General features: G+C 66.5%; 22 protein-coding genes. 3 read left to right on the forward strand and 19 right to left on the reverse strand.

The features are described 5' to 3' along the window. Positions 1-20: 20 nt before the first annotated feature. Entirely contained in the window at positions 21-419 is a 399-nt protein-coding gene (locus tag JOD65_RS01860; protein WP_191194018.1) for a universal stress protein, read from the forward strand. 148 nt (positions 420-567) lie between these two features. Here JOD65_RS01860 and JOD65_RS01865 read toward each other — a convergent pair whose 3' ends face one another. The 11 genes from JOD65_RS01865 to JOD65_RS01915 form a co-directional block, all read right to left on the reverse strand. Next, positions 568-1,416 (reverse strand): FAD binding domain-containing protein, encoded by an 849-nt coding sequence (locus tag JOD65_RS01865; protein ID WP_191194017.1) that lies wholly within the window; start codon positions 1,414-1,416, stop codon positions 568-570. Then, positions 1,391-3,664: a xanthine dehydrogenase family protein molybdopterin-binding subunit gene (locus JOD65_RS01870; RefSeq protein ID WP_191194016.1), complete on the reverse strand. Its 2,274-nt coding sequence runs from the start codon at positions 3,662-3,664 to the stop codon at positions 1,391-1,393. The genes JOD65_RS01865 and JOD65_RS01870 overlap by 26 nt, the downstream gene beginning before the upstream one ends. Further along, positions 3,657-4,166 carry a (2Fe-2S)-binding protein gene (locus tag JOD65_RS01875; RefSeq protein WP_204810904.1) on the reverse strand — a complete coding sequence of 170 codons (510 nt, stop codon included), beginning with the start codon at positions 4,164-4,166 and terminating at the stop codon, positions 3,657-3,659. Before JOD65_RS01875 ends, JOD65_RS01870 begins: the two co-directional genes overlap by 8 nt. A gap of 5 nt (positions 4,167-4,171) precedes the next feature. After that, a complete protein-coding gene (locus JOD65_RS01880) occupies positions 4,172-6,328 on the reverse strand; it encodes an oxidoreductase (RefSeq protein ID WP_191194015.1) in 2,157 nt (718 codons plus the stop codon). A gap of 134 nt (positions 6,329-6,462) precedes the next feature. Then, positions 6,463-7,275 (reverse strand): IclR family transcriptional regulator, encoded by an 813-nt coding sequence (locus JOD65_RS01885; RefSeq protein WP_191194014.1) that lies wholly within the window; start codon positions 7,273-7,275, stop codon positions 6,463-6,465. A gap of 139 nt (positions 7,276-7,414) precedes the next feature. Continuing rightward, positions 7,415-9,169: a hydantoinase B/oxoprolinase family protein gene (locus JOD65_RS01890; RefSeq protein WP_191194013.1), complete on the reverse strand. Its 1,755-nt coding sequence runs from the start codon at positions 9,167-9,169 to the stop codon at positions 7,415-7,417. A 1-nt stretch (position 9,170) separates the two neighbouring features. Beyond that, the gene (locus tag JOD65_RS01895; RefSeq protein ID WP_191194012.1) at positions 9,171-11,264 is read right to left on the reverse strand and encodes a hydantoinase/oxoprolinase family protein; all 2,094 of its coding nucleotides are present in this window, start codon (positions 11,262-11,264) and stop codon (positions 9,171-9,173) included. A 36-nt stretch (positions 11,265-11,300) separates the two neighbouring features. Beyond that, the gene (locus JOD65_RS01900; protein ID WP_191194011.1) at positions 11,301-12,344 is read right to left on the reverse strand and encodes an NAD(P)H-dependent amine dehydrogenase family protein; all 1,044 of its coding nucleotides are present in this window, start codon (positions 12,342-12,344) and stop codon (positions 11,301-11,303) included. Positions 12,345-12,369: 25 nt separating this feature from the next. Beyond that, positions 12,370-13,293 carry an alpha/beta hydrolase gene (locus JOD65_RS01905; protein WP_191194010.1) on the reverse strand — a complete coding sequence of 308 codons (924 nt, stop codon included), beginning with the start codon at positions 13,291-13,293 and terminating at the stop codon, positions 12,370-12,372. 17 nt (positions 13,294-13,310) lie between these two features. Then, positions 13,311-14,384: an alpha-ketoacid dehydrogenase subunit beta gene (locus JOD65_RS01910; RefSeq protein ID WP_191194009.1), complete on the reverse strand. Its 1,074-nt coding sequence runs from the start codon at positions 14,382-14,384 to the stop codon at positions 13,311-13,313. After that, a complete protein-coding gene (locus tag JOD65_RS01915; protein ID WP_191194008.1) occupies positions 14,266-15,267 on the reverse strand; it encodes a thiamine pyrophosphate-dependent dehydrogenase E1 component subunit alpha in 1,002 nt (333 codons plus the stop codon). Before JOD65_RS01915 ends, JOD65_RS01910 begins: the two co-directional genes overlap by 119 nt. A gap of 147 nt (positions 15,268-15,414) precedes the next feature. Between JOD65_RS01915 and sucB the strand changes: the two genes are divergently transcribed. Further along, positions 15,415-16,767 (forward strand): 2-oxoglutarate dehydrogenase, E2 component, dihydrolipoamide succinyltransferase, encoded by a 1,353-nt coding sequence (gene sucB / locus JOD65_RS01920; RefSeq protein WP_191194007.1) that lies wholly within the window; start codon positions 15,415-15,417, stop codon positions 16,765-16,767. Positions 16,768-16,830: 63 nt separating this feature from the next. On the opposite strand, the gene JOD65_RS01925 is transcribed toward sucB, so the two are convergent. From JOD65_RS01925 to JOD65_RS01950, 6 genes are all read right to left on the reverse strand, one after another. After that, positions 16,831-17,454, reverse strand: a complete 624-nt coding sequence (locus JOD65_RS01925) for a DUF4286 family protein (RefSeq protein WP_191194006.1) — start codon at positions 17,452-17,454, stop codon at positions 16,831-16,833. A gap of 2 nt (positions 17,455-17,456) precedes the next feature. Then, positions 17,457-18,617, reverse strand: coding sequence for an XdhC family protein (locus JOD65_RS01930; RefSeq protein ID WP_191194005.1), 1,161 nt, complete (start codon positions 18,615-18,617; stop codon positions 17,457-17,459). Between the two features lie 333 nt (positions 18,618-18,950). After that, complete coding sequence (locus tag JOD65_RS01935) at positions 18,951-20,189, reverse strand: MFS transporter (protein WP_191194004.1); 1,239 nt, start codon at positions 20,187-20,189, stop codon at positions 18,951-18,953. Between the two features lie 5 nt (positions 20,190-20,194). Next, positions 20,195-20,833, reverse strand: coding sequence for a 3-oxoacid CoA-transferase subunit B (locus JOD65_RS01940; protein ID WP_191194003.1), 639 nt, complete (start codon positions 20,831-20,833; stop codon positions 20,195-20,197). Positions 20,834-20,841: 8 nt separating this feature from the next. Continuing rightward, a complete protein-coding gene (locus JOD65_RS01945; RefSeq protein ID WP_191194002.1) occupies positions 20,842-21,501 on the reverse strand; it encodes a 3-oxoacid CoA-transferase subunit A in 660 nt (219 codons plus the stop codon). Next, positions 21,498-21,848 (reverse strand): thiolase family protein, encoded by a 351-nt coding sequence (locus JOD65_RS01950; protein ID WP_191194001.1) that lies wholly within the window; start codon positions 21,846-21,848, stop codon positions 21,498-21,500. The genes JOD65_RS01945 and JOD65_RS01950 overlap by 4 nt, the downstream gene beginning before the upstream one ends. Before the next feature lie 81 nt (positions 21,849-21,929). Between JOD65_RS01950 and JOD65_RS01955 the strand changes: the two genes are divergently transcribed. Next, positions 21,930-22,907 carry a LysR family transcriptional regulator gene (locus tag JOD65_RS01955; protein WP_191194000.1) on the forward strand — a complete coding sequence of 326 codons (978 nt, stop codon included), beginning with the start codon at positions 21,930-21,932 and terminating at the stop codon, positions 22,905-22,907. Between the two features lie 34 nt (positions 22,908-22,941). Here the strand turns inward: JOD65_RS01955 and JOD65_RS01960 are convergent, their stop codons facing one another. Both JOD65_RS01960 and JOD65_RS01965 read right to left on the reverse strand, forming a co-directional pair. Next, positions 22,942-25,455: an ATP-binding cassette domain-containing protein gene (locus JOD65_RS01960; protein WP_191193999.1), complete on the reverse strand. Its 2,514-nt coding sequence runs from the start codon at positions 25,453-25,455 to the stop codon at positions 22,942-22,944. Next, positions 25,452-26,528, reverse strand: a complete 1,077-nt coding sequence (locus JOD65_RS01965; protein ID WP_191193998.1) for an ABC transporter permease — start codon at positions 26,526-26,528, stop codon at positions 25,452-25,454. The genes JOD65_RS01960 and JOD65_RS01965 overlap by 4 nt, the downstream gene beginning before the upstream one ends. Positions 26,529-26,534 lie beyond the last annotated feature (6 nt).

Genomic DNA, 26,534 nt, shown 5'->3' on the forward strand with positions numbered 1-26,534 from the left:
ATCGATCGAAGGAGCAACCCATGACCATTCTTGCCGCGTATGTCCCCAGCAGCGCCGGAAGAGCAGCGCTCACATTCGCCCTCAACGAAGCTGCGACCCGCGGCGAAGACGTCGTGGTCGTCAACGCGAGTCGAGGCGACGCCCTCGCCAGCGATCACGCGATGTCGCCGGACGACGACGCTCGCATCCGAACCGAGGCAGAGCGGCTCGGCGTCGTCGTCGGGATCGAACGCGTTATCGGCGCTGAGTCACCTGCCAGCCAGTTGCTTGCAGCAGCGGACCGTGTCTCTGCTTCGCTGATCGTGATTGGATCGCGGGGCAGGTCGACGGTCGGGAAGCTGTTGATGGGTAGCGCGGCCCTCGAGATTCTCAGCAACGCCCGTCAGCCCGTCGTCACGGTCAAGGCTGAGTCGACGTGACATCCACGTGAACCCATGCCAGCCCGGATGACCGCGCGCTACGTGCCCGGCGGAGGGAACGTCATGGGAGCCAGACCATCCGGATCTCACACTGTAGGGACGCAGGAAGCGTCGAAACCCTGTGACCCCAGCCGCCTAGGGCGTGAGGTCAGCGACGCGCAAGGCATCGCGCGAGCGACCTCTCGAGCAGCGGTCGGATCAACTTGCGCCGATACCACTCGCTCCCCCTCACGTCCGAGATGGGCGTGATGATGTCCTGGATCTGGTCGTGGAGCAGGTCAACCAGGTCCGCGAGTGGCACGTCGACGCCGGAGATCCAGACTGCAGGCGTGGCGACGGGGGTCGGACCGGCGCCGCCGACGGCGGCGAGCAGCCGAGGTCCATCTGCCGACTCTTCGAGGGCAGTGGCGATGCCAACCGTGGCAAGGTCCATCGAGCGACGGAACGTGTGACGAACGTAGGCGCTCACGGACGCTCGTCGCGGCACGTCTATCCAGCCAAGAAGCTCGTCGTCGCGGAGAGCATTGATGCCCGGGCCGCGGAAGAACTCCGATGCAGGAACAGCTCGTTGACCCCGTGCCGAAAGGGCGACCATCTCGGCCCCGGCCGCGAGAAGGCCGGGAAGCGTGTCGCCTGAGGGAGACGACCGGCAGGCGTTTCCGCCAAGGGTCGCGCGCCTCCTGGTCTGAGGCGAACCGACCAGTGCGGCACCGTCACGGATGGCACCCAGACTGCTCGAGTCGTCCCCAAGGTCCTCGATGCGCTGCAGGGTGACTCCGGCCCCGATCCTGATCTTGTCGTCGCCCTGCGTGACCGCGGCTAGCTCGCGGACACGCGAGATGTCGACTGCCACGTCGTTGCCGACGACTCCGGCGGCGTAGAGCGAGACGAAGTCGGTACCGCCGGCGAGGACGGCTCCACCGGAGCCGACGAGGCGCACCGCGTCGTCAAGGGTCTGGGCGCACTGGAGGTCACGCAACATCGGTTTCCCCTTCATGCTCAAGCATCCTCAGCACTCGCTCTGCACTCAGCGAGCAGGTGGCGGGCTGGCGGCCGACCGCGTCGCGCAGGGCGGTGCCGATGGCAGCGGCCCCCGGGACGGCGGGGGCCTCGCCTATGCCCTTGATACCCCGATACCCATGGCTCCCGGGGTGCTCAGTCACGAAGGACACGTCGATCTGGTCGGGAACGTCAAGGATCGTAGGGACCCGGTAGTCGTGCAAGTTGGGGTTCAAGATGCGGCCGTCGCCATCCGCACTGATCTCCTCCGTCAAGGCGTAGCCCAAGCCTTGGACCACTCCCCCATGCACCTGTCCCCGCGCTCCTTGAGGGTTGAGGACCGGACCGGTGTCGTGGATCGCTGCGTAGCGCTGGACCTCGATCACGCCCGTGGCGAGGTCGACCTCGACCTGGGCGACGTGGGCGTGGAAGGTCGGTTCGTTAAAGGCGCCGACCCAGCCGGAGACGCAACCGGGGTCGTGCGGGACGGCCGCCGGCTGGAAGCGACCATTGGCCGCCACAGGGCCGGACACGCCCATCGCCGAACCGATGACCTCGCGCAGTGCCTTCTCGGATCCTGTGACGCCACGGATGGCGATCTTGCCATCCACCACCTCGCAGTCCTCCACAGCTGCTTCGGCGTCATCGGCGAAGCGCTGCACGAGGATGTCGCGCACCTGGTCGACTGCCGAGACGAGCGCGGTGCCGACGCCGTACAGCGTGCGACTTCCTTGCGAGCCGTGGTCGTAGGATCCGCGATCGGTGTCCCCCGAGGAGATGTGGACAGCTGCCGGCTCGATGCCCAGACCGTCGGCCACGATCGCGGCCAGGGTCTCCGATACCGCACCGGTGCCGATCTCGGTCGCACCGGTCAGCACAGTTGCCGTCGCATCCTCGTTCATCGTGACAGCGACCGAGCCACCGATGGGCGAGACAGTCCAGATGGCACACCCCAGTCCGAATCCGCGAAGTCTGCCGGCATCAGTCGGCCCTGCTTCTGCCCGCCACTGTTCGAGGTACGCCCGAGCACGAGCCAGCACCGTCGCCATGGCGGGGTCGCGCATCTCGTGGCCCGTCGGGCCGAGATCACCATCGCGGAGGGCGTTGATCTCACGCACGGCCTCGAAGCTGATACCCACTCGCTCGGCGATGTCGTTCATGTGCTTCTCGACCGCGTACGACATCTGTGGTCCGGATGGCCCGCGGTAGGAGCCGGTCGGCACCGTATGGGTATGCACGTAGCCGGCCTCGATCCGGACGTGGTCCGCTCGGTACGGGCCACAGGCCTGCAGAGCGGCGACCGAGCCGATGGGCGGCGTGTCATATGCGTACGCGCCGCTGTCGAGCACCACTCTGGCCCTCCGGGCGAGAACCGAGCCGTCGAAACCGACTGCGGATTCGAGCTCGATGTGTGAGTTCTCCCGGGGTGCCGGCGACAGGAACTCTTCCTCTCTGCTGCACAGCAGCGAAACGCGTTGCTCCGTACGCATGGCGAGAAGCGACGCGAAGGCGGCCATGCCCAGGTGCAGCTTGCCGCCGAATCCCCCGCCCAACGTCGGGACCCGTACTCCGACCTGGCTCATCGGCAGCCCAAAGAGGCTGCTCAGACCGCTCCGGACCTCGAAAGGCGCCTGAGTGGTGCAGGTGACCTGCAATCTACCTTCGCTGAACTCGGCGACAGCCGCCCGCGGCTCGATGAAGGTCTGGTGGACACGGTGTGAGTCCACGATCGTGCACACGACGTGCGCAGCGTCCGCGAAGACAGCGTCGACGTCGCCGCGCGTGATGCTGCTCGACTCTGTGTAGTTGGGCTGGCCGGCGTGGACCTCCACGGCATCGGGGGCCATCGCGGCTTCGAGCGTGAGGACGGCGGGCTCAGCTTCGATCGTCGGACTCACGAGCAGAGCCGCGGCGCGAGCGGCACGCCGCGTCTCCGCCACGACGAGGGCGATCGGTTCCCCGCGGTACCGCACGCGATCGACGGCGAGCAGCGGCTCGTCGGCAACGAAGAGTCCCTGAAGGGTGGCAGGCGCGTCGGATGCGGTCACGACGTCGACGACTCCTGGAAAGGCACGCGCCGCATCGACGTCCACCGCGAGGAGACGTCCCGCGCTCACTTCGGACCTGGCGATGGCGGCGTGAAGGGTGCCGGGCACGCTCGCGAGATCATCGGTGTAGCGGGACCGGCCGCTTGCCTTGTCGACGCCGTCCCGCCGACCGAACTCGGTACCGAGGCGCTCAGGCATCGTCGCCTCCGATCACGGCGGCAGGTGACGCCTCGCCTGGGTGCACCGAGCAGACGGCGTCGAGGATCGCGATGTATCCCGTGCATCGGCAGATGTTTCCCGCCAGCTCAGCAGCGGCCTGCTCGCGGCTCAGCGATCCAAGCCGCTGGAGCGCCCCGCACGCGGCCACGGTGAAGCCCGGGGTGCAGATGCCGCACTGGACACCACCCTTCTCGGCGATCGCAGACGCCACTCGCGCACCAGTCTCCGTAGCGGCAACACCCTCGACGGTCTCGATTTCACGACCCTCGCACTGCCGAGTGAAGACCAAGCAGGAGCACACGGCCTCCCCATCCATCAGAACCGTGCAGGCACCGCAGTCCCCGGTTCCGCATCCCAGCTTGGTTCCGTAGAGGCGGAGGTCGGTCCGCAGCGAGTCGACGAGCAGGGCGTCCGGCTCACAGTCGACCTCGACGCCTCGTCCGTTGACACGCATCCGCACGCCGAGTGCTTGGTCACCCATGCGGATCAACGCCCCTCGGGCCGGTTGAGGACGGCGGCATAGGTCTCGTCGGTCGCGCCCATCAGACGGCGCTCGCGAATCCAGGGCAGGGGCACCGCGGGGTTCTCCTCGTCGATCTCACGAGCGAGCCTGGCTCCGTCGAAGACCGCGTCGGCGAGCAGCATGCGAGGTGCTACGCAGTCACCGATCTGGTACACCGCCTGAATCTCGGAGGAGTCACCGGCCTCTTCGTGAAGGTCGCGCAGCGACTTGAAGTAGTCGGTGCGCGCGCGGCGCTGCGTACAGAGCACGATCGCGTCGGCGTCCCACGACCTGGTGCGCCCCTCGGCGACGTGGTCGTCGGCCACCACCTTGCCACCCTCGTAGGTCGCCAGCACGTGCTCGGCGACGACGGTGACGCCGAGTTCCTCGAGCAGCGGGCGCATGTGCACGTTTTCGCCCGTGAGGTCCATGTACGGACCGGGGTGCCCGAAGCGGGTGAGCAGGGTGACCTCGTGGCCCTCACGCTGCAGCTTCTCGGCGATGCTTGGGCCCATGAAGTAGCCCTCCATGTCGTAAACCGTCACCGTGCGACCCGGAACCGGCTTGCCGTCACGCAGCAGCTGCTCGGGGGTAAGCACGTCGGGACGCGAGGAGTCGACTCCCGGGATCTCTGTGTGGGTGACGCCGTTGATGCCGGTCCCTAGCCACTCCGCGCCGATCGCGACGACGACGACGTCCGCGCCGTACTCATACGCCTCCTGCGGCGTGAGCGTCGTGTTGGTGATGACCTGGACATTGTCGAGTTTGGCCAGCTGGGTCTTGCGCCAATCGGTCACGCGACCCCAGGCGCCCATACCGGGAAGGCCCGAGATCCAGCGCACATGGCCGCCGATGTCGTCCGCGGAATCGACCAGGTGGACGTTCTCCAGGCCACGCTTGCCGAGGACCGTGGCGCACTCCATACCTGCCGGACCGGCACCGATCACCAGGACGTTGCGGTCCTGCTTGCGTGACAGCGGGATGACCTCGGGGTTCCAGCCGCGGCGGTACTCCTCTCCCGCAGCCGAGTTCTGAGTGCAGATGAGGTGCCAGTTGGCATTCACACGGCTGACGCATACGTTGCAGCCGATGCACTCGCGAATGTCGTCGAAGCGCCCCTCCTCGATCTTGCGCGGGATGAACGGGTCGGCGATCGACGGCCGCGCGGCACCGATGATGTCCTGCTGTCCGCTCTTGATGACCTCGACCATCACGTCGGGACTGGTGAAGCGGCCGACTCCGATGATGGGCTTCTTGGTGTGGGGCCGGATCTTCTTGACGTACTCGGCCTGGAAGTTTTCCGGGTAGAAGCGAGATGGGCCGGCATCCTTGATCCACAGCTCGGCGTGCTCGCCGCCGACCTGGACGTCCCAGAAGTCGACAAGGTGGTCGGCCAGCTCGATGAAGCCCACGCCCTCCTCGTCGACCCGGATGCCACGGTCGTCGCCGTGCAGGGAGTCAATGCAGAAGCGGGCCGCCAGCACAATGTCGTCGACCTCCTCCTTGACCTGCTCCAGCGTCTCGAGCCAGAAGCGGGCTCGATTCTCCAGGGGCCCGCCGTACTCGTCAGTGCGGTCGTTGTGGAGGTTCATGAGGAACTGGACCGGGAGCGGGGCAGACTCACCTCCCCAGACGTTGATGATGTCGAAGCCGGCACGCTTGGCGCGCTGGGCGGCGGCGACATACTGACGCTGAACTTCGCGGATGTCGCGCTTGTCCATCTTGATGACTGAGCCGAGCCAGCCGCCCTCCTCGAGCCGGTCCGACACGTGGCGGCCAGGCATCCGGCTGTCGAACGCCGTCAGAAAGCCGCCGCCAGCGTGCAGCTGGATCCCCGCGAGCGCCCCGTGCTCGTGGGCCTTCTCCACCAGGAGCGACCAGTTGCGCACGTCGTCGTCATCCCAGATGCGCGAATTCGTCATCTGCCCGGCCCAGTCGTACTCGGGGGCGATCGTCGTCGCCTCCGTGTTGACGACCGCCCAGCCGCCCTCAGCCTTCATTGCGCGGTGGTGCGCGTTGCCGCCGGGGAACACGTCCCCGAAGCCTGTGCAGTGTGGGGTCTGGTAGAAGCGGTTCTTCATGGTCCGCGGGCCGATTTCGATCGGCTCGAACAGGATGTCGTACCGGGAGGGACGCGACATGGGAGATCCTCTCGTGGGCACCTCAAGGAACCCGGCTTGCTCGCATTACGAACTTCTGCTCGTAGAGTGACAAGTAGCAGGATACAAAGTCAAGGGGCGCAGGCATCGCAATGGGGTCCCAGGCCCCCGGAGTGTCAGCTCACTTGCTCACCGAACTTGTCGATCGACTCCACACGCCGACCGATGTCGCGCGCTGCATCGAGGAGCATCGGCGTGAGCTTCTCGAGGTCTTCGGTTGAGAGAGGCCGTGCGATTGACAGGTTGATGGACGCGATGGGCACGCCACCCGCCCCAAGCACCGGGGCTGCGACTCCTCGTACGCCGACGGCGACCTCTTGATCGTTGAGTGCGTAGCCGCGCTCCCGGATCTCTTTGAGCCGATCCATGAGTCTGGCCCGGTCAGTGAGGGTGTGCGTCGTGAGCTTGGGGAAGTCACTCGAGTCGAGCACCGCGTCGCGTGCGTCGGGGGGCATGAACGCGAGGATGGCCCGACCGAGAGAAGAGGACACCATGGGCAGACGACTGCCCACGACCAGGCGAAGGGCGAGCAGGTCGTCGTTGAGCAGGCGGGCCACGTAGACCACTTCGTTGCCATCAGGCTGGGCGAGGTTGACCGTCTCCCCGGTGTCGTGACGCAGTTGCTGCAGGCGCGGGGTCGCCAGGTCGACCAACCCGCGCCCGCCGAGAGCTGCCTGCGCTAGCGACAACACTTTCAGCCCCGGGCGGAAGGTGCTCTGTCGCACCTCCTCGAGATAGCCGAGCTTGCGCAGCGTTTGGCAGAATCGATAGGCCGTGCCCCGATTGAGCCCCGTCAATGAGGCGATCTCGTTCGTCGTGATCAGCGGACGCCGATCATCGAAGAGCTCGAGAATGGACAGCGCGCGTGCGACGGACTGGATACCGCCCTCTGTGTTGCTCTTTGGGCTTTGGTTCGCATCGTGGACCACGCGGCGAGCATATCGGACCGTGCCAGCGTCGAAAGGCACCTTGGGGTGTGAACTATTCGTTCGCGATCGCTTGCGGCGTAGGCACGAGAACGCCCCCGGATTCGCGCTCCCGGGGGCGTTCTCGTCATGCTCGGCAGGGTCACGCGTCGACGAGCGGCTCCGACCGCAACTCTCGCGTCCGCTTCTCGTCCACGGCTCCGGCCTCGTCGAGGGCCACGCCGTAGACGCTCATCGCGCGATCTGCGGAGATCCATCGCTCGTGCACGTCTCGCTGCACGACGTCAGCGGGCCGATCTGCTGGGTCGCCGTAGCCGCCACCGCCGGCAGTGATCGAGACGATGGTCTCGCCATCTCCCAGCTCGATGAGTCCCTGCTGGCTCAGCTCCTCGAGGCTGCCATCGCGCAACCGGCGGTAGTGCTGGCTCGGCCCACCGGCCGCGCCACCGCGCACGCCCTTCGCGGGGTTGATGGCACCGTCCGTGCCGTAGGCGACGGACAACGTGGTGCCCACGGGGCCGTACTCGACGTATGCCGACGGGGCACCGCGATACCGTCCCGCGCCCTCGGTGTCCTGGACCAGCTTCTGCGAGCGCACGAGGATCGGGTGGGCCATCTCGGCGCCCTCAATGCTGTCGCGCCTCAGCATTCCGCCGCAACCGACATGGAAGATGGTGAGCCACGCGTCGGTCCAGGGGGTTCCCGCTCCGCCAGTCACAGCCAGGAAGATCTGGTTGACGAAGTCGTGGTCCGAGCGTGGGTCGCGTCCGGAAACCACGGCCGCAGCTGCCGGGATGACCGCTCCGCACTCCGCCATGCCGACGCCCTCCGCGTACTCCGCGAACGCGGCCTGCACCATGTTGGACACTCGGTCCGCGAGGTTGGTGGTGGCGGCCGAGCAGCTGTGCGGGTGACGCGGAATGCCTACCGCGCAGTTGTCGCGCAGGGCCACGTCGAGCCGCCGGAGGCTGCCGGCGTTCGGGGGCACCCCCTCGCCGATGGAGTTGAAGACCCCGATCATTGCGGCTGTGCGGGCTGTCGACTCGGTGAGGTTGAGGCCATTAGGCAGGCAGTCAACGTTCTCCCGGAGATCGAGATCGATCCTTTTCGCGAGCGGGTCGACTACGACGTCCACCTTGATGGGCACGCCGTCCGGTGCTCCTGGGTAGGGGTCGTGCGTGGTGCTCGCCGAGAAAGAACCGGCGGGGAGCTTGGCGATGGCCTCCGACATCATGTTCTCGCTGTAGTTGAGCCACTCGACCACGAACTCGTCGAGCACGTCCCAACCGATCTCCTCGCCGAGCTCGAGCATGCGACGTTCCCCCAGCCTGACAGAACCGAGCAGCGCCAGGTAGTCGCCCCACCACTGGTCAGGGACTCGAATGCGCAGCTTGAGCATCCTCAAGATGTCGTCTGCGTCCTTGTAGTCGTTCTGGACGCGGCAAGCATCGAAGATGAGCGCGCCCTCCTCGTAGACGTCGCGGGCGTTGGACATGTACGTCGTCGGCTGGGAGTTGCCACAGTCGGCCTGGTGGGCCTTGGCCAGGATGGTGAAACGGTGCACCCCCTGCTCGTCGACTACCGGGACCACCATGCAGTGGTCGGCGGCGTGCGAGTTCCCGTTGTAGGGCGAGTTGTGGAGGTAGGCGTCGCCGCGCTTGGGCTCCGGGTAGGCCTCAACGATGGCACGCGAGATGAGGTCAGGACCGCTCATCATGTGGATCGGGAGGCTCTCCGCACCAATCACCAACTGATGGTCTGCGCTCACGATGCAGCACGAGAAGTCGTGCGCCGCGTTCAGCACGCCCGATCGGCTGGAGCGGAAGATGGTGTTCATCATTCCCTCGACAATCACGTTCATGCGGCTGCTCAAGACCGCCATGCGCACGCCGTCCATGTCAGTTCTCTCCGTTCTTGGGGGATCGCTCGGGGGGCAAACCCGGCACGACGTGCAGGGTGCCCGTGGGTCGACGCATGAAGGTTGCGCCGTCGTCGACCAGGATCGCGGTGGTGGCAGTCTCGACAAGTGCCGGACCCGGCTGCGGTTCGTTGATCGGCACGTCGTCCAGACGCCAGACCGCGGCGGTTGCCCACCCAGATCCCGCGAGGAAGACCTGTCGTGTACGAGCCTTGCCATCGCCCGGAGGAAGGTCCGGGGTCTCCGGGTCGCTCAGTCGGCAGGACGCCCGAGCGTGCCAACTCTCGATCTCGATCGGCGAGTTGTCGTCAGCCACGGCGAAGGTCTCGCGGTGGGCAGCGTGGAAGGCTTCGACCAGTCGAGCGACACCGTCCTCGGTGCGCGTGTCCTCGACGTCGACCGGAACCTGGAGCGTCCACACCTGGCTGGGATAGCGCGCTTCCATCGCGAACTCGACGCTGCTCGCCAGGGTGTCATCGCCAGCATCGTCGATGAACTCTCGACATCGGGCCGTGAGGTCCTCGACCACGGCTTCGACCTTGGCGTGGTCAAAGGCATCCGAGCTCGTCTTGCCGTTGACCTCGAACCCGCGGGCGAGCTCGGAGATGAGAGCGCCTGATGCGCTCAGAGCAGGCCCCATGAGCGGGACTATGACCTCGGGGCACGACAGACGCCGGCCGATCGCGACCGTGTTGAAGCCGGCAGCGCCGCCACCCCCGACCAGGACGGCGCGGGAGGCGTCGATGCCTTGGTGGCTGGTGATCTCCTCAATCGCACCGACCATGTGCTCGGTCGCCAGTTCCCAGATGGCGGCCGCGGCCTCGTGGACAGAGATGCCGAGAGGCTCGGCCACATGTACCTCGATGGCTGTCGTCGCCGCGTCGAGGTCGAGCCGGGACCGTCCTCCCAGGAAGTAGTCGGGGTCGAGATACCCGAGGACGAGGCAGGCGTCCGTCATTGTCGGGCGGTCGCCGCCGCGGCCGTAGCAGGCCGGCCCCGGAACTGCACTGGCACTCTCCGGGCCGACGTGGAGCATGCCGCCCGCGTCCACGTACGCGAGCGAGCCGCCTCCGGCGCCGACGCTACGAACGTCGACGCTGGGAAAGCCGGTCATGTTGCCGATGAACGGCTGACCGATCCAGGACTCGCGCGTCCACGGAATCCGTCCGTCACGCACGACAGACACGTCGTAGCTGGTGCCGCCGGTATCGGCCACGATGGCCATGTCCGACTCGGCGTCCTGGCTCGAGAAGAATCGCCCCGCCACGGGAGCCATGGACGGACCGGAGTTGAGCGAGTGGATCGGGGCCTCTGCGACGGCGGCCGCATCGAGCGCTCCACCCGAGGAGGTCATCATCAGGAGCCGTCCGTCGAAGCCGGCCTCGGCGAGACGGGCTCGGCAGCCCGCGATGTAGGTCGTCATGAGCGGCTTGAGCGAGGCATCGATGGCTGCCGATGACGCCCGGCGGTATTCGCGCAGCGCCGGGTTGAGCTGATGTGACAGCGTGACGGGCACGTCGGGCAGCTCTTCATGGAGGATGCGTCCGACGAGGAGCTCGTGCTCGGGGTTGACGATGGACCACAGCAGGCATACGGCGACGGCCTCAGCGCCGGCCGCGCGCAGCTGGTCGGCCAAGGCCCGGACCGAATCCTCCGTCAATCGCGTCACGACGGCGCCCTGGGCATCTACACGCTCCGCAACCTCGAAGGTCAGGGACCTGGGCACATAGGGCTCCGGGTAGGCCCGGCGCTGATTGAAGATGTCGGTGCGACCACCCTCGCGAAGTAGCAGCATGTCGGGGTGACCCTCGGTCGCCACGAGTGCCGTCCGGGCGACGTTGCCGGTCAGCACAGCATTGAGACCTCGAGTCGTACCGTGGAACAGCATCGACCCAGACGCGAGAAGGTCCTCGCGCAAGACACCTCGTTCCTCGGCCGCCACAGCAAACGCGTCGAGGATGCCCTGTACTGGATCGGACGGGGTGGTCGGGCTCTTGTAGATGTTGAGGTGCCCTTCGGCATCCTCGATCACCAAGTCGGTGAACGTTCCGCCTGTGTCGACTGCGAATCTCATGGTCTGTTCCTTGTCGCGAGTGATGTCCGGTGCGCGTCAGCGCAGCATCAGGGTGTTGAGGTCTGACCACGCGGTGGCAGCGGGGATGTCCTTGACGGTCTTCACGCCGGGGCCGGCCCCGAGTACCCCTGGGATGGAGTTGACGATCTGCGCCGAGGTGGCCGGAATGGCGTCCATCCCCGGGCTCAGCTGGACGCGCACGGGGTGCTCGCCCTCGATCTCGAAGGTGTCGGCAGGCTCCAGCCCCGATGCCTGCGGACGCAGGTGCAGGATCAGCTCGAACTCGATCTTCGGCTCGCCGCCGACACGGCCCGTTGCGCGCTGGACGAAGCCTTCGGTGCGCCCGGCCGGCACGCCGCCGTAGCCGCTGGGCGCGTTCGTCTCGGCAACCATCGCCTCGAAGGTCTCCTCGACGGGACCGTCGAGGGTGATGCCCAGGCGCTCGGCGACGATCTGGATCGACTCGGGGAACCCCACATGCCCGGCGATCGAACCATCGGCGTGTCCGGCGTCGAACTCCTCGGGGGTGTAGCCGATGCCCAAGCGGCGGTGGATGTTCTCGCCGAAGCCGATCACGTCGACGACGCGGCGGCCACGGATCGAGGCGACGTCCCAGCTACAGCCCGACGCGGTGGCGAGGAAGGTGTCGAAGATGAAGCCCGGGTTGACACCGGTGCCGAGCACTGTCGCGCCGCTGGCCGAGGCGACCTTGTCGAGCTGGGCTGCGAGGTCGGCGTCGCGGGTGAACGGGAAGGCGAGCTCCTCGCACGGGCTGATCACGCTGACCCCCGCCTCGGCGAACTGCTGGACCAGGTCGGCGGTGTCGCGGAGGAAGGAGCCAGTCATCACCAGGACGACGTCCGGCTGGGCGGCGAGGACCTCCTCGGTCTCCGAGCCGACTACGAGGTCATGGGCGGTGCGCGACCCCGCGACCTCGCCGAGCGGTCGGCCCTGGTCCTTGGCGTCCTTCGTGATAGCCGCGACGAGGTCGTAGCCGCTGCGGTGGTCGATGAGCAGTCGGGCGGCAGCCTTGCCGATGCTGCCGAGGCCGCAGATGGCAATCTTGGTGTTCTCGGTCATGGTGGGTCTCCTAGCTGTCAGGGTCTCAGCGGGCCGCGAGGTTCTTGGTGAAGAAGTCCGCGACCTTCGCCGCGACGACGTTCTGGCGGTCGCGGTCGGCGTAGAGGGTCAGGTGGTCTGCGTTGGAGATGATCATCAGCTCCTTGGCGTCCCCCGGGATCTGGTCGTGTGCCTTGACCGCGAGGTCCCAGTGGGTGTGGTCGTCACCCTCGGCGATGATCAAGAGCGACGGCTTGTGGATCAGCCGCGGCAGGTAGGGGAAGACGCTGTAGCCGAGCAGCAGGTCAGCGGACTCAGCGGTGGCCTCGCCGACGTACGACGGGGCCTCCCGCTCCTTAAGCGCGGCGAAGGTCTTCTTCGACTTGGGGAACGGCCAGGTCGCGAGGTCACCCTCCTCCGCCGGCTGGTGCGGGAAGTAGGTGGTCTCACCGGTGTCGCGCCGCTTGCGGCGGGACTCGAGGATCGCGGACTGGAAGCGGCGGAAGCCGAGAGTCCCGTGGGCCATGCGCATGTTGTTGTAGCCGTCAGTCACCGGGACGATGCCGCACAGCGCGCGCACGCGCGGGTCGATCGCACCAAGGATCATCACGTGGCCGCCACTGTAGGAGATGCCCCAGACGCCGATACGGTCGCCGTCCACCTCGTCGCGAGCCTCGACAAAATCGATGGCGTTTCGATAGTCAGCAAGCTGCTGGGCCGGGTCGATGTGCTGGCGGGGCTCGCCCTGACTGCCACCAAAGTTCCGGTAGTCGAAGATGAGGGCGGCGATGCCTTGGGCGGCCAGCGCAGCGGCGTACGTCGGCTGCGCAAGCTCCTTGACGTAGCACCAGCCACCGGCCATCACCACGCACGGGAACGGCCCGTCGCCCTCGGGGCGGTAGTAGAGGGCCTCGAGCGTGATCCCGTCGGAGTCGAAGGTGAGAGTCTCGGGAGCGATTTCGGCAGACATGAAGGGGCCTTTCGGGTTCAGAACTTGGCGAGTTCGAGGAGCGACTGGTGGATGACGGCGGGTGTCGGGACGATCGCCTCTTCCAAAGGGACGCCGACAGGAATCGGCACGCGATGGGTCCCGACCCGGTGAACCGGGCCGTCCAGGTGGATAAAGAGGTCCTTCGCTGCCCAGCTCGCGATCTCAGAGCCCCATCCGCCGTACTCGACGGCTTCGTAGACGACTGCCAACTTGGAGGTCTTCTTCACCGAGGCAGCGACTGTCTCGAGATCGAGGGGCCACAGGTAGCGCATGTCGATGACATCGACGGAGTAGCCCGACTCGGCCAGCATGTCCGCTGCCTCCAGGCAGGAGTGGACCATGCGGCCGGCAGAGACCACCGTGAGGTCGGTGCCCTCCCGGCGTACAGCAGCGCGCACTCCGCGCAGGCCTTCGTCGAAGTCGATCTCCTCGTTGATCCTGAAGTAGAGGCTCTTGTTCTCGAAGAACATCACCGGGTCGTCCATGCGGATCGACTCGCGCATCATCCAGTAGGCGTCCGAGGGCGTGCTCGGCATCGCGACCACGAGGCCAGGGGTCTGGGCGAACCATGATTCGAGAGATTGCGAGTGTTGCGGCCCGTGATTGGTGCCGGCGCCACCGGGCAGCCGCACGACCATCGGGACTGAGAACTGGCCGTTGCTCATGTAGTGGATCTTCGCCGCGAAGTTGATCAGCTGGTCCATGGCGAGCATGACGAAGTCGGAGAACATGATCTCGACGACTGGTCGCATGCCCTCGGTCGCAGCCCCGGCGGCGAACCCGGCGAGCGCTCCCTCTGAGATCGGCGAGTCCATGATCCGGTCGGGGCCGTACTTGTCGATCAGTCCACGAGTGACGGTGAAGACGCCGCCCAGTGGACCGACCTCTTCGCCCATCACCACGACTGACGGGTCGGCCTCCAGTTCGTGGTCGATCGCCGCACGGATCGCCTCAGCGAACTTCAGCGTAGCCATTCCACTCCAGCCCTTCTGTTGCGTATACGGTTGTGAATGCGTCGGCGGGCTCGGGGTGAACGCCGGCTTCGGCGCGCTCCACGGCCAGGCGCACAATTTCCGCCACCTCTCGCTCGACCTCCTCGACGCGCTCGGGCATCTCGGCCATCAACTGCTGTCTCGAGGCCGCGATGGGATCGTTCTCGTCGAGCCAGTCCTGACCGTCTGTCTTCGATCGGTAGAGGTAGTCAGCGTCATTGATGCTGTGGGCGCGCACGCGGTAGACGGCGATCTCGAGGAAAGCCGGTTGCCCGGTGCGGGCATGCGCGATGAGTTCCGTGGCGACCTCGAAGACGGCGGTCACGTCACGCCCGTCGACAAACTCCGACCGGATGCCCATGCCACGCGCCATGGCGGCGATCGATCCCGGAGGACCGAAGATCCGCTCGACCGGCATGGAGTGTGCCCAGCCGTTGTTTTCGCACACGAACAGGCACGGCGACTCCCAGAACTTCGCCATCCGGAGCGTCTCAGGAACGACACCGTTGGCGGCCGCGCCGTCACCGCCGAAGGTGACCGCGATGTCGTCAGTTCCACGACGCCGCTTCGCCCACCCGACCCCGGCCGCCCATGGCACCCCGCCGCCGACGATGGCGGTCTCGCCGTAGAAGCCGACCGACCTGTCGTGCAGGTGCATTGAGGCGCCGCGACCGCCGCTCGTACCGTGCGTCTTCTTGTACAGCTCGGCGATGACTGCGTCAGCTGTCACGCCCTTGGCCAGCGCGTGTCCATGCCCACGATGGTTGCTGGTGACGGCATCCGAAGGACGGAGTGCGAGGCACACACCGGCCGCAGCGCTCTCCTGTCCCAGGGACGAGTGGAACGACCCTGCGATACGCCCCGCGCGGTGCGATCGCTCGATGGCCGTTTCAACTCCCCGGGTCAAGACCATGGAGCGGTAGAGCTCCAGGTGCTGCTCCGGACTAGTAGACGATGACATTCAGGCCACCTTTGCTCGTATTGCGGGCTTATGCTCGGATAGTGCAACATAGCGGTCGAGCCCCGTCAACTGTTGTCGGCGGCACATTCATCATACGAGCGACGGTTCGCATGCTGCTAGAACCGATGACGAGGTCTGGAGGCCGCCATGGCAGAGGTTGTGATGCCCGCACTCGGCGAGTCGGTGTCGGAAGGCACCATCAACGCTTGGCTGAAGCAGCCCGGTGACCGTGTCGAGGTTGACGAGCCGCTGCTCGAAGTGTCGACGGACAAGGTTGACACCGAGATTCCTGCTCCTTTCGCAGGCACGGTGAGCTCGCTCCTAGCCGCAGAGGGAGACGTCGTGGGGGTGGGCTCAGCCATCTGCCTTATCGAGACTTCCACCACCGTTTCGGCAGTTTCCCAGGATGGCCCGAAGCCCTCGGCTGCGTCCGTGCCGCATGCTTCCCCTGCACCTGCCGCCGCCCGTTTAACGGTCGCAACGCCAGCCGTGCCATCGGCGGCGGCCTCGCGCAGCGTCGGCAGCTTCCTTTCCCAGCCCGTGCGCAGGACGGCCGAGACCAGAGGCATCGACCCGTCGACGTTGGAAGGGACCGGGCGCGATGGACGCGTACGACTCGGAGACGTGCTCGCGGTAGTCGACCGTAATTCGACAGCGGCGACCCTTTCGCAAACCCCCTCGTCCCCCGTTGCCCCGGCTGCTGTCCCGACTCCCCCGCCCGCTCAGCCGATCCGGCAGGCAGGGCCCTCCGCAACCGTGGTCCCGCCCGAACGGCCGATGTCACCGGTCGGCGCGGTTCGCACTGAGCCCTTGACCCGCCGTCGTCGCATCATCGCTGAGCGGATGGTCGCATCCTTGCAGCAGAGCGCCCAGTTGACCTCCTTCGTCGAGGTCGACCTGACCCTCGTCGCTCGCCAGATCGCCTCGCTCCGCGAGGAGTTCAGCGCTCGGGAGGGCGTCCGCCTGACCTTTAGCCCCTACATCGCCAGGGCCGCCCTGGACGCTCTCAAGGAGCACCCGTCGTTCAACGCTCAGCTCGACCTCGACCGGAATCAGGTCTCGTACTTCGCTGAGGAGCACCTGGCGATCGCCGTGGACACCGAGGCGGGCCTGGTGACGCCTGTCATCAGGTCTGCAGGGGACCTGTCGATTGCCGGTCTGGCTCGGAAGATCAGCGACGTGGGCGCGCGGGCGCGCACCAACAAGCTCAGCCCGGATGAGATGCAGGGCGGGACGTTCACTCTCACCAACACAGGCAGCAGGGGCGTTTTGGCTGATACCCCGATCATCAACCAGCCACAGGTGGCCATCCTCGGCGCGGGTGCGGTCGTGAAGAGAGCAGTCGTCATGGACGACCCACGTCTGGGCGAGACCATCGCCGTGCGACACATGGCCTACATGTCACTCACCTACGACCACCGTCTCATCGACGGCGCTGACGCGGCGCGCTACCTCGGCACGCTGCGTCAGCGGCTGGAGACGCCGCCCGTCGACGTGTGATCGCAGTGGCGGGGACGACACCGTCCTTGATGTTTGCCGGCCCGTGACCTCGCCGCAACGCCCTCAGGGACTGCTGGAGACCTCGGTACTCAGTTCGTAGGTCCTGAAGCCGTGATAGCCGGCGATGTGGTGCTCCACCTCATCCCATCCCACGGCCCGCTCGTACTCTGGGCTCTGGAACGGCATGGTGGCGTCGGCGAGCTCATAGAGGGCGAGGAACATCGGCGTGCCGTCGACTGCCCGGAATCGCCGGGCTGCCTCCCAACCCGGGCACGCCAAGATGTCTGGTACGTGCACCTGGCTGTACCACGCGTCGAACTCGGACACCCCTTCTGGCCGGACGACGGTGATGATCGCGTTGACCACCTCCGGCACGTCCGTGTTGCCAGAGGATTCGTAGGTCTGGGTGAAGCCTTGTCCCAGGAAGCTGCGAACCCAGCGGCGCCCGAGGTTTGACCTGATCACTGGTCGTGGACGCGTTGCACCTCCGACATCGGGGCGGTCCAACACTACGAGCTGGAGGTGCGGTTCCGCCGAGCAGGTGAAGCGACGGGCTCGACCCCAACCTCCCGCGGTCAGCGCCTCGGGAAGGTAGTCCTCGTCCAGCCACGACTCGCCCAACCTGAGCGCGCGGGGGTCGAGATCGACGAGTTGCAGGTCGAGATGGAGAAGGGGCTCGGTCGACATTGTCATGCTCCTCGGGTGATGGCTGCGCGTTCGACGGTATGGATGGGTCCGGACATTGCGCAGAGTCGTTGACCGCTGGCACCGTGACGACGCGCGATGATCTCCGCTGCGATGCTGATGGCCGTCTCGGCGGGGGACCGCGCACCGAGATCGAGACCGATTGGACTCGCCAGCCGTTGGAGCTCGACGTCGGTCACGCCCGCCGCTACGAGGCGGGCGGCACGATCCTCATGAGTCTGTCTTGAGCCCATAGCTCCGACATACGCGACGTGGTCGAGGCGCAGGGCGACTTCGAGAAGCGGCACGTCGAACTTTGGATCGTGCGTGAGCACGGCAAGGACAGTCCGGGAGTCGATGCGACACGCATCCCGTTCGATAGCCAGGTAGAGGTGTGGCCACTGGACGATCACTTCGTCCGCGTCGGGGAATCGGCTCTGTGTGGCAAACACCGGGCGGGCGTCGCACACCGTGACGCGAAAACCGAGGAAGTCGGCAAGTGTCACTAGCGCAGCCGCGAAGTCGATGGCACCGAAAACGATCATGCGCGGCTTGGTCGGGAACGTCGACACGAAGACCGCAACCGACCGCGTGGATGAGTCGCCGATCAGGCCGTCGCCCACGAGTCCACTGGTTCCCGACTCGAGCATCTCCAGCGCCCGGTCGTGAACCAAGGAGTCGAGCTCGGCTGACCCTAAGGACCCTCGCCCTACATCTTGTCCCGAGGTGTCCGGTCGCACTACGAACCGGCGGCCCACTCGGCTGGGGTCGTCATGCTCTATGAGAGTCGCCACCGCCACCGGACGGTCATGTCTGATGTCCTCGATGACGCTGCCGAGCTCGGGGAAGCTCGTGCGGCTCACTCGCTCGACCCACACATCAAGGACTCCGCCGCACGTCAGTCCGACCTGGAACGCGTCGTCGTCGCTGACCCCATAGCGGACCAGTTCGGGAGTGCCCGTCGATGCGACAGTCGTTGCCAGGTCGTAGACCGCAGCCTCAACACAACCCCCCGAGACAGAACCGAGCACTTCCCCGCTGGAGTCGACGAGCATGCAGGCGCCTGGGGGTCGTGGCGCTGACCGGAAGGTCGCCACCACCGTGGCAAGGGCGACCTCGTCGCCCGACCGCCACCGTGCCTCTAGCTGATCGAGTACGTCGCGCATGGTCGGGTCAGTCGTCCTACATGTCCGCCGGGCGTAGGGCGTCGAGGCAAGCGGCACAGGCGACGTCCGTGCTCGCGAAGGGCCGAGCCCACTCCTTGTGCCACGAGTACGCGCGCTCCCCGCAGGCAGTGAAGTTGGTGCCGAACCGCTTCGCGTGCGTCACCGACAGCGGCCGCCATCGAAGCTCTGGGCCGTCCCAGAAGAGCTTTCCGTGCGACGCAGTGATGTACCAGTCATGACGACTCCTGGACAGTGGGACCACCTGTCGAGCGGCTAAGGACATTGCAGTGCTTCCTCTCTCACCAATACGAGCTCGCGGTCTTGCCGGCGTGATCATTCAGATGGTTCCTCGGCTCCGAGCCGCTGACCGCGCATCCTCAACCAGAGGCAGAGGCCCAGTACCGCGCCGGAGGCCCCCACCAGCGACGATGCCTCGATCCCGCCATGGCGCCAAGCGATCGAGGCCGCGGCTGATCCGGCTGCCCCGCCGACGAAGATCCCCACGACGAGGAGGGTGTTCGCGCGGCTCGTGAGCGTTGCGGGCACGGCGTCGAGCATGCGGGCCTGCGTGACGGCGCTGTTGACCTGGGTCGACATGTCCATGAGCAGCAGGGCGCCTACGACCACGGCCAGGGGCGTGCCCACTCCCGATGCACCCGGGACGAAACTGCTGAAGAGAGCCACCCAAGCCACACCGGTGACGGCAGCACCACGCCCACGGTCGTGCCAACGCCCCGCCAGTGCGGCGGTGGCGATGCCGAGCAATCCGACCAATCCCAGCACTCCGATCCGTGCCGGCGTGTACTCATAGGGCTCTTCGGACAGCTGGAACGTGACGGCGGTCCACGCGAGCGAGCAGCATCCGAAGGTAGTGGCTGCGGTCGCGACTTGGTGACGAAGGCGGGGCCGGGCGAGCAGGCCGACCGTGGAAGCTAGCAGGCGCCGATAGGGCACCGGCGTAGCGGTCGGCTCGGCAGGGATGAGGCGCCGCGCGCAGATGGCAAGGCCTACGTTGAGCACACCCGCAACGGCGAACACGCCGCGCCATCCGACGAGGGTTGCGCCCCAGCCTCCAAGCACCCGAGCTGTGACGATGCCGCCCAGGATGCCAGCAAGCATGACCCCGACAACGCGCCCACGCTCGTCAGCAGGGCCTCGGGCCACAGCGAGCGTCGTGAGCAACTGTGTCGACACGGCGCCGACTCCTGCCGCGAAGGAGGCTGCCAATAGCACAGCAAACTCACCAGCGAAGGCACTCGCAAAGAGCGCTATCGCACTGACGATCGCGGCTGGCACGATGAGATCTCGGCGATCACGCACGTCGCCAAGGGGCACCACCAGCAGGATCCCTATGGCGTATCCGAGCTGCACCGCCGTCACCAGCAGTCCGGCGTCTGCCAGGGCTACATCCAGATCCTTCGCGATGCGGTCGAGCATCGGCTGAGACCAGTACAGGTTGCCGACGGCGACACCCGCGAGGACCGACCACGTCATCAACGTGCGACGGGTCGGCGGTTCGGTCGCCGAGGCTGCAAGAAGCTGCGTACCAGCAGGATTGGAGAGCTCGCTCATGTTGATCAGGACGGCGAACCCGGCGTCACGAAGTCAACGCAAAGACGATCGGCGAGCTCGGCCTCAGTGATTCCGACCAGCCGTGTCGCGACCAGACCGGCATCGGTGACGTCGATAGCACCCCACTCGGTGAAAACCCGGGTCACGCACCTCGCACCGGTGAGCGGATAGGTGCACTCGGGGACCAACTTCGGACGACCGTCCTTACCGAAGAGGGTCATCATCACGAAGACCTGCTTCGCCCCGGTCGCCAAGTCCATTGCACCACCCACAGCGGGGATGGCATCGATCGCGCCGGTGTGCCAGTTCGCGAGATCACCCCGCGCCGATACCTGGAACGCGCCGAGGACGCATACATCGAGATGTCCGCCGCGCATCATTGCGAAAGAGGTGGCGCTGTCGAAGTAGGAGGCACCGGGCAGGGCAGTGACCGGTTGCTTGCCTGCATTGGTGAGGTCCGCGTCCTCCTCGCCCGGATGAGGAGTCGGTCCCATGTTCAGGAGTCCGTTCTCGGTGTGCAGCACCACGCCACGTTCCGACCCGAGATGATCCGCAACGAGGGTGGGTAGTCCGATCCCAAGGTTGACGTACGAGCCGTCCGGGATGTCATCGGCAACCATGCGCGCGATCTGGCTCTTGCTCATGGGCGCGGTCACAGCTGAACCACCCGATCCACGTAGATGCTGGGTGTCACGATCGACTCGGGGTCCAACGCGCCGGTGTCGACGACGCGCGAGACCTGCGCGACGACGTGCGTGGCCGCGGTGCACATGACCGGACCGAAGTTGCGCGCGGTCTTGCGATAGACGAGATTGCCCATGCGGTCGGAGAGGTGCGCGGCGACGAGCGCGACGTCGCCCTTGAGCGGGTACTCGAGCATGTAGTCGCGACCTTCGATGGTGCGGACTTCGCGCCCCTCGGACAAGAGAGTCCCCATGCCAGTGGGCGTGAAGAACCCGCCAATGCCGGCACCAGCGGCGCGCAGCCGCTCGGCGAGATTTCCTTGGGGGACGAGCTCCAGCTCGACACGCCCCGCTCGGTATAGGCCATCGAAGACCCACGAATCCACCTGTCGCGGGAACGAGCAGACGACCTTGCGAACCCGGCCCTTGGCGAGCAGCGCCGCGAGACCAGTGTCGCCGTTACCCGCGTTGTTGGACACGATTGTCAGATCGGACGCGCCGCTTCGGATGAGGGCATCAATGAGCTCCACCGGCATTCCGGCCATACCGAATCCGCCGACAAGGACAGTGTCGCCGTCCTTGACGATGTCGACCGCCTCGTCGACCTCGTGAAAAATGCGAGCACTCATGCCGGCTCCAGGGCGATGTTCTCGAGCACGACTGCGAGCCCCTGCCCCACGCCGATGCAGATGGCTGCGACCCCCCAGCGCGTATTCTCCAACCGCATCCGGTGGGCAAGCGTCGCGAGCACGCGATCGCCCGATGCACCGAGATCGCCCGATGCACCGAGATCCCCCGCTTGGTTGGCGCAGCCCCAGACGATCTCTTCGATCGCGCCGGGATCCATCTCGGGACTGCGCTCGAGCAGCTGGCGCAATACGTGTGCGCCAAGGTCGTCCGGACGCTGACCGGCGAGCGCACCCCCGAAACGGCCGAAGGGTGTACGAACGTACGAGAACAGGAAGGGATCTGTCACACGACGAACGCTAGGGTTCCCGATTCATAGCGTCCAATAGCGTTTCCATGCCGATTGACAATCTGGGGATATGATTGCCAGGTGGAGATCAGACACTTGGACGCGTTTGAGGCAGTCGCCCGGCATCGGCACTTCACGCGCGCAGCCGAGGAACTACACATCACCCAGCCGGCGTTGTCGGTGCACATCAAGCAACTTGAACGCGAGCTCGGCGTCACGTTGATGTCGCGGACCACCCGGCGCGTCTCGCTCACAGAGGCTGGGCAGCACCTGTGGGACCACGTAGGCGTCATCCGCCGCGAGCTCGGAAGCCTTCGAGAGCACATGTCCTTGTTTGCCGACGGACGCACGGGACGGGTGCGTGTCGGATGTGTCGGCACGGCGACCTACGACATCCTGCCGCTCCTCGCTCGTCGGATGCGAGCCGAGTTGCCCGACGTCGACCTTGAGGTCAAGGGCGAGCTTCTCACTTCGGAGCTCCTGACCGGGCTCGTCGCTCGCGAGTTCGACCTCGTGCTGGTTCGGCAGACGATGGATGTCCACGGCCGAACGGAGCCCTCGCCCGACCGCGCATCGCGTGATACCGATGAGCGCCTCGACACGTTTCTAGATGCACCTCTAGATCCTCGGCTCGACATCGTCGTCGAGCACCTGCGCACAGAACGCCTCATCGCCGCCGTCGCCACGAGTCATCCTTTGGCCTCTCGTCGGCACGTCTCGCTCGCCGAGCTCGCGCTCGATCCGTTTGTCTCCCATCCTGCGGACGGACTCTCCGCGTACCAGCCGATCATGCTGGCCGCATGCGCGCGCGCCGGCTTCGTCCCACAGATCGCCCTGACCGCGCCAGGCACTGCGGCGCTCATGCTGTTCGTCGCGGCGGGCATCGGCGTCTCCCTTGTACCCGCGCCCGTAACAAGCTTGAAGCTGGACGGAGTGGCGTATCTCGATCTCGATGAGGACGAGACCGTCGATCTAGTGCTGGCTTCCAGACGCGGGGAGCGCAGCGCGGCGGTGCTTCGCACTCGCGGCCTGGTAGTGGACCTGGTATCCACCGCATGAGCCGGCGCCGGGCCCACGCTCGCCCCCGTCCGACTCATCCGCCTGCCGCTCGCCTCACCTTCGAATAGACGCCGGCAGCCACGATGGTGATGCCGCCGATGAAGTACTGCTGCCATGCGGGCTCGAGGCCAAGAAAGAGCGTCGAGTTGACGATCGTCTGGATTAGCAGCGCACCCGCAAGAGCCCCGAGGAAGGAACCCCGGGCGCCGAAGGCGCTTGCCCCGCCTATCACAACGGCAGTGATACTGGTGAGCGTGTATGACGCCCCCGCGGTTGCGTCGCCGATTCCCGACTGCACGAAGAAGACGACGCCGGCGGCTCCGACGAACAGCGCACACAACAGGTAGGCGGTCATGCGAATCCGCCTCACATCGATACCGATGCGTTGGGCCGATTGCTCATCGGAACCAACAGCCCGCAGGGACATTCCGAATCGGCTGCGTCGCAACATGTACTCGGTGGCGAGTACTAGTGCGACGGCGATGATGAACACCATCGGCACGGGCCCGTAGGACCGCCCGACCCAGAGGGCAAGGTCGGCGCTGACGAATCCCTCGGGGTTGGGCCGCATGAGTAGTGCCAGGCCCTGCAAGAGAAACAATGTCGCCAGGGTCGCCACGATAGGCGTGAAGCCACCGAAGCAGACGGCGACTCCGTGCACGAGCCCGATGCAACAGCTCGCCACGAGCACCACCCCCACCCCGAGCAGGACCGACCCGATGCCGTTGCCGGTCAGGACGAACGACCCCACCACGACGAGGAACCCGAGTGCAGCGCCAATTGAGACGTCGATACCGCCGGTCAGCATGACGACCTGCTGCCCGGCCGCCGCAAGCACGAGCGTGGTGGCGAGCAGGAGCAGGGAACTGATGTTGAACGACGACAGGAAGAGCGAGTCCACGCTCGCGGTGTAGGCGGCCAGAGCGAGCAGGGCCAGCACGACCATCGACACTGGAAAGAAGTCACCGGTGAGGAAGCGGCGCCCGCGTCCGGACGTTTTGCCCAACGCGGACTTCCGCTCGAGCTCGGTCTCGGCCATGACCGCGGCGCCTGTAATGGTTGACTCGGTGACCTCGTCACCGGCGAGGAGGGCGGTCACCTGCCCGCGCGCGAACACCGCGACGCGATCGCAGAGTCCCTCAAGCTCCTTGGCGTCGCTTGAGAGGACGACCACGGCGACGCCTGACTCGGCGGCCTCACGCAGAATCTTGTAGATCTCCGCGCGGGCGCCGACGTCCACACCCTGGGTGGGCTCTTCGATCAGCAACAATCGCGGGTGCGCGAGCAAGGTCCGCGCAATCATGATCTTCTGCTGGTTGCCCCCACTGAGCGACGCGATGGGCGTTTCGGTGGAGGGCGTCTTGATTCGGAGCCGCCGGATCTCCTCAACGGCGGCCTCGCCCTCCATGCGTCGTCGCACGACGCCGCCGAACGAGACGCTCGACAGAGCCCGAACGAGTAGATTCTCGCGCACTGAGAGCGACGTGAACATACCGTCGTCGTGCCGGTCCCCGGGGCAGTACGCAATGCCAGCTGCGGCCGCGGCGGGCACGCTGTCCAGTCGGGTCGACGTGCCATTCAGGCGTACGTCGCCTTCCACGCGCGCGAGCCCAGCGAGCCCGCGAAGGAACTCACGCTGGCCGTTGCCCGACACACCGGCCAGTCCGACGATCTCACCGCGCCTCACCTGCAGGTCGACATGGGAGAAGCCGTCCCCGCTAAGCGCCTGCACGTCGAGGACGTCGGGTCCCAGCGATGCAGCGGCGGGCTTGGCGGGGAACGTCGATTCGAGCGCCCGTCCGACGATCCGCTCGAGGATCTCGTGCTCGGTGACGGCGCCGGCCTCGAACGTCCCACGCATCACGCCGTCCCGCAGCACGGTGATGCGGTCGGCGATGCGCATCACGTCGGGGATGCGGTGGGAGATGTAGATGACCGCGGTCCCGGTAGCAGTGAGCTCGGAGATGACGGTGAAGAGTCGCTCGACTTCGTCGCTGACGAGGGGCTCGGTCGGCTCGTCTAGGACCAGCACGCTGGGACGCAGCGCCAGCGCCTTGGCGATCTCGAGTAGGTGGCGCTCCTCCACTGTCAGTTCACCGACACGTTGCAGCGGGTCCAGGCGCGCGCCGATCCTCGACAACTTCTGGTCGACCCACTCGCGGAGGTTGCGGCGGGACGGACGCTCGTCTCGCGGCACGACGAGGAGCAGGTTCTCCGCGACGGTGAGGTCGGGGAGCAGGGCGGGGTGCTGGTAGACGACCGCGAGTCCGGCGCTCTGCGCCTCCTTGGCGTCCGCACCCGACAGCAAGTTGCCGTTCACCTCGACCTTGCCTGCGTCGGCCGCTACTGACCCGGCGGCCACTCCGATCAGTGTGGACTTTCCAGCACCGTTCTCCCCGACGATCGCGTGGACCTCGCCGCTGCGCACGTCCAGCGAAACGTCGGTCAGCGCCTTCACGCCCGGGTAGGTCTTAGTGACTCCCGTCAGGGTGAGGACAGTGGCATTGCGCGCCTCGGTCTCAGGCTGCTCTTCGGTCGCCGACGTCACTCGGTGTCACCTTCCTTAGCTCGTCGCTCCGACGGAGCGGGGAGGAGCTTGACGACTTGTCGCCAGGGCAGGAGGCGCAATCCCACACCCAGGGCCACGATGGCACCCTCGATGACGTACCGGATCGCCGTGCCGGAGCCGCTCGCGAAGAGGAGTGCCTCAAGTTGGCACAGGAACAGCGCACCAACCGCGGTTCCGACCACGGTGCCGGTGCCTCCGGTCAGTGCGGTTCCGCCGATCACCACTGCCGCCACCGTGGTGAGTAGGTAGGGGTTGCCGACGTAAAGGTTGGGGGTCTTGAGGAAGCCTGCCACGAGCAGGCCGGCGACGGCGTAGGTGAAGGCCGCGAGGGCGTACGTCGCCACGAGGTAGCGGTCCTGCCGGATACCCGCGATCCTCGCAGCGCGCGCCGAGGAGCCAACAGCGTTGAACCGCCGGCCGGCGATCGTGCGGCTGCCGACGAAAGCCACGCCGGCAACGACTACCACCGCGACCAGGGCCGTGTTGGGCACCCCGAGCGTTCTGCCCAGGGCGAAGGACGTGAGGGATTGTGGGGCGTTCTGAGGTGATCCCTGAGTGAGCTGCTGAACAGCACCGAGGAAGAGGGCGTTGAGCGCGAGCGTGGCGACGATTGGCGAGACGTCGAGGTAGCGGATGCACAGGCCGACCACCGTCCCGGCCAAGGTGATCACTCCGACGGCGACGGCCAACGCCATCAATAGCCGGTCGTCCTGCCCGTTGGGTACCTGCGTGACGATCGCCGCCGAGAGCGATATCGCCCCAGCAACGGACAGATCGAACCCGCCCTGCTGGACCACCAGTGTTTGCCCGATCGCCGCCACGGCGAGGATCGCCGCGAATGGCAGCGTGGAGAGCAGGCTGCTTTCCGAGAGCGAGCCGCTCGCGACCGCCGGGCTGACGAGGAACAGCAGCATGGTCGCGACAGCGATCGGCAGCGCCCGCGCTGACATCAGTGCCTCGCGGAAGGTCTGTGTCGAGCGAATGCTGACACTCCCCTCCGCCCCCGGCGGCGGGCCGGCGGCGGAGGGCTCGAGGACCGAGAGGTCGTTCACGCGGGT

Origin of the sequence: Nocardioides cavernae (assembly GCF_016907475.1) — a bacterium.
In the GTDB taxonomy this organism is placed as follows: Bacteria; Actinomycetota; Actinomycetes; order Propionibacteriales; family Nocardioidaceae; genus Nocardioides; species Nocardioides cavernae.